This is a genomic window from Amycolatopsis sp. MEPSY49 (assembly GCF_051337345.1).
GTDB lineage: Bacteria > Actinomycetota > Actinomycetes > Mycobacteriales > Pseudonocardiaceae > Amycolatopsis.
Genome location: NZ_JBDLYJ010000030.1, coordinates 1 through 6,710, shown reverse-complemented (window position 1 = coordinate 6,710; position 6,710 = coordinate 1). Strand labels below are relative to the sequence as shown.

6 protein-coding genes are annotated in these 6,710 nt (G+C 71.0%); all 6 read right to left on the bottom strand.

Going from position 1 to position 6,710, the window contains the following annotated elements; all coding sequences use genetic code 11:
• Nucleotides 1-177: 177 nt before the first annotated feature.
• Nucleotides 178-1,290 carry a family 2 encapsulin nanocompartment cargo protein terpene cyclase gene (locus ABFJ78_RS50085; protein ID WP_436394689.1) on the bottom strand — a complete coding sequence of 371 codons (1,113 nt, stop codon included), beginning with the start codon at nt 1,288-1,290 and terminating at the stop codon, nt 178-180.
• A 27-nt stretch (nt 1,291-1,317) separates the two neighbouring features.
• Entirely contained in the window at nt 1,318-2,169 is an 852-nt protein-coding gene (locus ABFJ78_RS50080) for a geranyl diphosphate 2-C-methyltransferase (protein WP_436394688.1), read from the bottom strand.
• 246 nt (nt 2,170-2,415) lie between these two features.
• A complete protein-coding gene (locus ABFJ78_RS50075; RefSeq protein WP_436394687.1) occupies nt 2,416-3,240 on the bottom strand; it encodes a carbohydrate ABC transporter permease in 825 nt (274 codons plus the stop codon).
• Nucleotides 3,237-4,142: a carbohydrate ABC transporter permease gene (locus ABFJ78_RS50070; protein WP_436394686.1), complete on the bottom strand. Its 906-nt coding sequence runs from the start codon at nt 4,140-4,142 to the stop codon at nt 3,237-3,239. The genes ABFJ78_RS50075 and ABFJ78_RS50070 overlap by 4 nt, the downstream gene beginning before the upstream one ends.
• Nucleotides 4,139-5,467 carry an extracellular solute-binding protein gene (locus ABFJ78_RS50065; protein WP_436394685.1) on the bottom strand — a complete coding sequence of 443 codons (1,329 nt, stop codon included), beginning with the start codon at nt 5,465-5,467 and terminating at the stop codon, nt 4,139-4,141. Before ABFJ78_RS50065 ends, ABFJ78_RS50070 begins: the two co-directional genes overlap by 4 nt.
• Nucleotides 5,468-5,530: 63 nt before the next feature.
• On the bottom strand, nt 5,531-6,388 hold the full coding sequence (locus tag ABFJ78_RS50060; RefSeq protein WP_436394684.1) for a DUF3152 domain-containing protein: 858 nt from the start codon (nt 6,386-6,388) through the stop codon (nt 5,531-5,533).
• Nucleotides 6,389-6,710: the final 322 nt, after the last annotated feature.

The window sequence follows — 6,710 nt, the reverse complement described above, 5'->3', positions numbered from 1 at the left end:
CAGGATTTTGAGCAGCCAGCGGGAGGAGATGCCCTGCATCTGGGGGACCGACTTGGTCGTGGTCGCCAGGGTGCGGGCGGCAGCCCGGCCGAGGCTCAGTGGTGCCTGGTCGGTGTCCACCGGGTCGGTGACGGTCACAGCGAAACCACCCAATCATGCGTGTCGGTCGGAACGGGGTTACTGGTAGCGGGGATTGGTGGCGTGCCAGGTGAAGCCGCCGCCCATCCAGGAACGGACACCCACGAGGAACCGCTGCAGCTCCGGCGACGGGACCGCCAGCAGCTCCCGGTGGCCGTCCTCGAACTCGTGGACGATCTTGTTGTGCAGCTCGACGGTCGCCTCGACCGCCTCTTCGACCGAGCACCCCCGGTCGGCGGCGATCTGCAGGACCATGTTGCAGACCGGCTTCTCGTCGGCCGCGTCCTTGGCCACCGAGTGCAGGTCGTTGACCAGCACCGACGCCGTCCCGGCCCGCATCATCGCCTCCCGCACCCGCGGGTCGTAGTAGAACGGCGCGGCCAGCTCGTAGCCGCCGACGGCGTCGACGAGCGTCATCGACGTGTAGAAGCTGTCGTGCTGGCGGGCCGCCAGGTACTCCCACGCCGGTGGGTAGCGGCCCGTGTGGCGCCACGCCGCGTAGGCGTCCCAGCTGACGAACATCGAGAACGTCGCGTAGCAGACCCGCTGGACCAGCACGGGGGAACCGTGCCGGCCCAGGTGATCGATGGCCGAGTGCAGCCCGACGAGGATCGGGTCGGCCCGCAGCGCTTCTTCGAGGGGCGCCGAGAACTCCCCGGCCGGCGCGACCGGGTCCATGGCCGCCATGACGAGCGCCAGGCGTGGTGGCAGTTCGGTCGGCGCCGCGCCCAGCGTGCTGTCGTCGGCGTAGTAGTCGTCGGCCGCCCACCAGACCGCGTTCAGCTGCGCCGCGACGAGCAGCCGGTCCGGGTCGTCGGTGTCGGAGTGGGCGAGCATCGCCAGCCTGCCGAACCCGGCGTGGGCGATCTGGTCGAGGCCCGCGCCGGTGAACCCGCAGTCTTCGGCCCACGCGACCAGCCGCCGGTCGACCTCGCCGGCGAGGGCGTCGTCGACGCGGCCGGCGATCGGGCAGTACAACGGCGGCCCGCTGCCGTCTCCCCACGGCAGGTAGGCGTAGGCCGGGTCCTGCCCGGGCGCCGGCGCGAACTGCGTCGCGATCCGGGCCGCCGCGGTGCCGAGGCCGAACGGGCCCGCGAGCAGGCTCTCGGCGCCTCCTGTCGTCCACTGTGGACACTCGGTGCCGGTCGTCATGGTGCTCTCCCTCGTCGCCCGGCCGCCTCAGACGCGGTCGGCGGCGATGAGCAGGTAGTGGAAGCTGCCTTCGCGGTAGGCGGTCAGGAACGGCTTCTCGACCCCGGTGGCGACCGAGGACCGCTCCCGCAGCTCCCAGTACGGGATCGTCGCGGCCGTCAGGTCGACGACGTTAATCGGCACGAACCCGTTGTCCGACAACGCCTTGAAGTAGTCGCCGCGGGCGTGGATGTTGCAGATGTAGTGCTGGTCGATCTGGCTGACCGCGCGCGACCGGCCGCCGGTGACGTCGTTGTAGCACCCGGTGATCGTCACGTACCGGCCGCCGGGCTTGAGCTGGCGGGCGTGTTCGGCGAACAGCTCGTGCAGGTCGACGTACATCGTGCTCTCGTTGTTCCAGATCCCCTGGAAGACCCCGGATTCGAAGCCGGTGTCGAGCATGTTGCGCAGGTGGTAGCGCACCGAGCCGTCGATTCCGCGCTGCCGCACGTGGTCGTTGGCGAACGCGACCTGCTGCTCGGAGATGGAGATGCCGTCGACCTGGCAGCCGAAGCGCTGGTGGGCCATGACGCTCGTGCCGCCCCGGCCGCAGCCGGCGTCGAGCAGCCGGTCGGCGGGCCCGATCGGGCCGAGGTGGTCGAGGAGGACGTCGGCCTGCGCCGTCTCGAGCCGGTGCATCTCGGCGATGATCGCGTCGTCGCGCTGGGACTCCGGGGTTTCGAGCACGGCCGGGTCGTAGTCGCCGATGCCGTAGTGGTGGTGGTAGAGACCGTCGACATCGCCCAGCCGGAGGTTCACCGGGTCCTTCTCCGCGTTCCAGTAGTCGGCGACCGACTGCTGGTACGCGGTGCGGGTCACGGGCTGGTCGAGAGCCGTCATCGGGAAACTCCTCGTTCGCGTTTTCCTTGGTGTGCAAGGAACTCCCCGGACAGCCCGGTGTCGTCCCCTCTCCGTCGACGCTAGCGACGAAAGATCGGCGGGGACAAGGAGCTTCACTCGTGGTGCCCGGGCGTGGCCCGTCTGGCCCAGCGGTGGCCCTGCGCGCGGTGGCGGGCGGCGGTCGCGGAGGAACCCTATCGAGACCGGCCGTGACTCGTCCGGCTGACGAGGCGCGACCCTGGGTCGTCAGCCTCGCCGGCTGCCGGTGGTGATCCCGGCGAGGAAGTAGCGCTGGGCGAAGAAGAAGACGATCAGCAGCGGCACGGTCGTCAAGACGCTGCCGGCGAGGACGATCTCCCAGCGTTGTTCACCCGCCTGGCCGAACTGGTCGGACAGGGCCTTGAGCCCGCGCGGCAGCGTGTACAGCGCCGGGTCGCGCAGGTAGATCAGCGGCTTGAGCAGGTCCGACCAGCTGGCCTTGAGCTCGAACACGAAGCTGACGATCAGCGCCGGCCGGCAGAGTGGCACCGCGATGCGCCAGAAGAGCGTCCAGTGGTTCGCGCCGTCGACCCGGGCCGCTTCGAACACTTCGCGGGGGAGCCCGAGGAAGAACTGGCGCAGCAGGAAGATGTAGAACGCGCTGCCGAACAGGTTGCCCGCCCACAGCGGCACCTGCGTGTGCGCGAGGCCGGCGCTGTTCCAGATCAGGTAGACCGGGATCATGGTCACCGCGGCGGGCAGCATCATCGTCGCGAGCACCAGGCCGAAGAGCGCGGTGCGGCCGGGGAACCGGAAGTACGCGAACCCGAACGCGACCAGCGAGCTGGTGAGCGTCACCGTCACGGCGGCGGCCAGCGACACCACCACGCTGTTGAGCATCCAGGCCGCGACCGGGGCGGCCTGCCAGATGTCGGCGTAGTTGCCCCACGCCCACGTGTGCGGGAGCAGCGCGTTGTCGAAGACCTGCCCGCCGGGCTTGAGCGAGGCGCTGAGCAACCACACGAACGGGTAGAGGAACAGGACGGTCGCCGCGGCGAGGAGCACCCATCGGAGTACGCGCCGCGCGGTCACCGGTCGCCGCCTTCGTAGTGCACGAAGCGCCGGCTGAGCCGGACCTGCACCAGCGTGATCGCCAGGATCACCAGGAACAGCAGCCACGCCATCGCCGACGCGTACCCGAGGTGGAGGAACTCGAACGCCTGCCGGAACAGGTAGATGAGGTAGAACAACGCCGCGTCGCTGCTGTAGGTCGCCGACGCCGCGGAGCCGTAGAAGGCCGTGTACGCCTCGTCGAACGACTGCAGCGCCGCGATCGTCTGGACGATGAGCGTGAAGAACAGCGCGCCGCTGATCATCGGGACGGTGATCCGCCGGAACCGCTGCCACGCCGACGCGCCGTCGAGTTCGGCGGCCTCGTACAGCTCCCGCGGCACCCCGCGCAGCGCGGCCAGGTAGATCACCACCGTGCTGCCCACCGACCACAGGTGCATGAGCACCAGCCCCGGTTTCACCCACACCGGGTCGGTGCTCCACTGCGGGCCGTCGATGCCGACCAGGCCGAGCACGGCGTTGACCAGGCCGGCCTGGCCGTTGAACAGGATGAGGAACAGCACGCCGACGGCGACCTTCGGCGTGATCTCGGGCAGGTAGAACACCGTGCGGAAGAAACCGGCCGAGCGGCGCCCGGCCCGGGTGAGCAGCGCGGCGAGCGCGAGCGACACGGCCATCGTCGACGGCACCGACAACACGGTGTACACCAGCGTGTTGACGAGGCTCTTGCGCACGGCCGGGTCGTCCAGCAGCCGCCGGTAGTTCGCCCAGCCGACCGCGTCCGGCGAGCGCAGCGCGTCGTAGTCGGTGAAGGACAGGACCAGGCTGGCGACCATCGGGACCGCCATGAAGACCACGAAGCCGATCATCCACGGCGACAGGAACGCGTAGGCGGCCCAGGCTTCCTTCGTGCGCCGCCTCACCGGTGGGCCACCGCGGCGTCGAGCGCGCGCTGGGCCTCCTGCTGGGCTTGGCGCAACGCGCCGGCGGGCTGCTGCTCGCCCGACAGCACGCGGTTGACGGCGTTCTGCCACGCCGTCTTGAACTCGGAGCCGGCCGGGGAGGCCGGCATGCTGAACGCGCTGTCCTGCGCGCGGAGCACGGCCTGCACGGCGGAGTCGAACGCGGGGCGGTCCTCCAGCTCCACGATCGAGCCGAAGATCTCCTGGTCCGCGACGCGGTTGCCGGTGTAGACACCGGTGAACGCCTTGCCGGCGGCGCGGCGCTTCTCCGCGCGCGCCTTCGCGGCGGCGACCCACGTCGGCGCGTCGGTCATCGTCTTGATCCAGGCGCAGGCCTGGTCCTTGTGGGTGCTGCCGGCCGGGATCACCCAGGCGCTGCCGGTGACCCAGTCGATCGGCGTGCCCGCGGTGTCGGTGAAGGGCTTGGCCGACATCCGGACGTCGGGAGAGTAGTTGGCGAGGACGTTGAGGTACCAGTCGTCCATCAGGGTCGAGGCCAGCTGCCCCTGCTTGAAGGGGTTCTTCTCGCCGAAGAAGTCGAAGGAGTCGCGGAACGCCTTGACCGCGCCCCAGCCGCCCTGCGCGTCGATGAGCGACTTGGTGTACTCGAGGACGGCGGCCAGCCGCGGGTCGTCGAGATGGGCGGTCCGGCCGTCGTCGCTCAGCATCCGCACGCCGTTCGCCTCGGCCCACAGCGGGAGGAACTCGGGGATCTTCGGGTCGAACCCGATCCGCGTCAGCCCGCCCCCGGTGCGCGCGGTCAGCGTCCGGGCGACGGTGGCGAGCTTGTCCCGGTCGGTCGTGGTGAGGTCCTGCGGGCGCAGGCCGCCCGCTTCGACGGCGGTGTCGTTGACCAGCAGGACCCGGTTGTCGTAGAACTCGGGCAGGCCGTAGACGACGCCGTCGAGGGTGACCTCGTTCAGCGCGGCGGGCCGGTATTGGCCGACGTCGACGTGCTGCTGCGCGATGCAGCCGGTCAGCGGTTCGAGGGTGCCGCGCGCGGCGTAGGTGCCGAGCAGCTGCCGGTCGAGGTAGACGAGGTCGGGTGGGGTGTGTGAAGCGACGGCGGCCAGGAACTGCTGGGCGTCGAAGGCACTCCCGCCGATCTTCACCGTGGCCGGCGCGATGGCCTTCCCGGCCAGGTCGGCGCGGGTGGTGGCGATCTCGTCACCGAGGCCGAACCCCATGGTGGTCAACGAGGTTTCGCCGCCTCCGCCCGAGCCGACCCCGCCGCACCCGGCGAGCAGCAGGACGGCTCCGGCACCGGCCAGAAGTTTCCGCACCATGGCACCCCTTCCCCGCGGCAGAGCCCGCGGTGGGTACCCGGTCGGCGGCGGTCCGAACCACTTTCAGCCGACCCAGGGGTTCGGGCGGCAGACGGCGCCGTCGGCCCGGACCCGCGTGGCGGCCCCGGGTTCGGCGCGGTTGAGCTCGGCGAGGTAGGTGTTCGAGAGGCCGAAGGTCTGCTGCATCATCACCGGCGCGGGCGCGCCGGGAGCGGGGCAGCCGACGTGCCCGAAGCCGAGCGCGTGCCCCATCTCGTGGTTGACGGCGTAGGTGCGGTAGCCGGCGAGGTCGCCGCCGAAGGAGTGCGCGCCCCGGACCCACCGCGCGAGGTTGAGCACGATCCGGTGGGTCAGGTGGCACGAGGAGTCGTAGGGGATGGCGAACCCGCAGAGCCGGCGGCTGGTGCCGGGAGTGGTGAGGCTGATCCGCACTTCGGGGCGGGCGTCGGGGGTGGTTTCCCGCCGGAAGGCGACCTTGCCCTGGCCGATCCAGCCGCGGGGGTCGGTGAGGATGGTGTCCACCTGCTCGGCGAACCCGGGCGCGTCGACGCCGTCTTCGACTTCCACGGTGTAGGTGAGCTCTTCGGCGCCGTTGCCCGCTCCGGCGAGGGTGTCAGGGCCGGGGAGGACGTGCCAGGTGCCGTTTCCGGTGGGGGTGACGGGCGGCCCGTCGGGAAGCGCGGCGGGTTCCGGCGGGCGGGTGGTGACCGGCGCGGCAGTGGGGGAGAGGGGAGTCGGGCTGCCGCTGAGCCGCCGGGGTTCGGCGGCGCGCGGGATCAGGAGCAGGGCGACGGCCAGGACGATGGCGAAGACCAGCACCGCCGGCGGCCACCATGCCACTGGGGCCGCGGGTTCGGCCGGTGTGTCGAGGAGGTTCGCCGCGGTGATTTCTTCGTTGGTGCGCCGGGGTTCGGTCGCCAAGGGGAGGACGGCTGTGGTGGGTGGTGCGGGTTCCGGGCCGGACGGCCAGATGATGGGTGTCGAGGGGACGTTCGGCGGGGTGGCGAGATCGGCCGCCGGGGCGGCGACGTGCGCCGGAGGAGGGGTTGGCGGCGTGCTCGCTTGTGCTTGCGAGGTGGGTGGCTCGGCCACCGGGATCGGGTGTGCGGGTGTGGGTTTGCTCGTGGTGTCTGGCGGTGCGGTCGGGGGTGCTGATTCGACTGGCGCGGTCGGGGGTGTGGCTGGGGGTGCGGTTGTTGGGGTCGTTCGTGTTGCTGGGATTGGGTGTGCGGGTGTGGGTTTG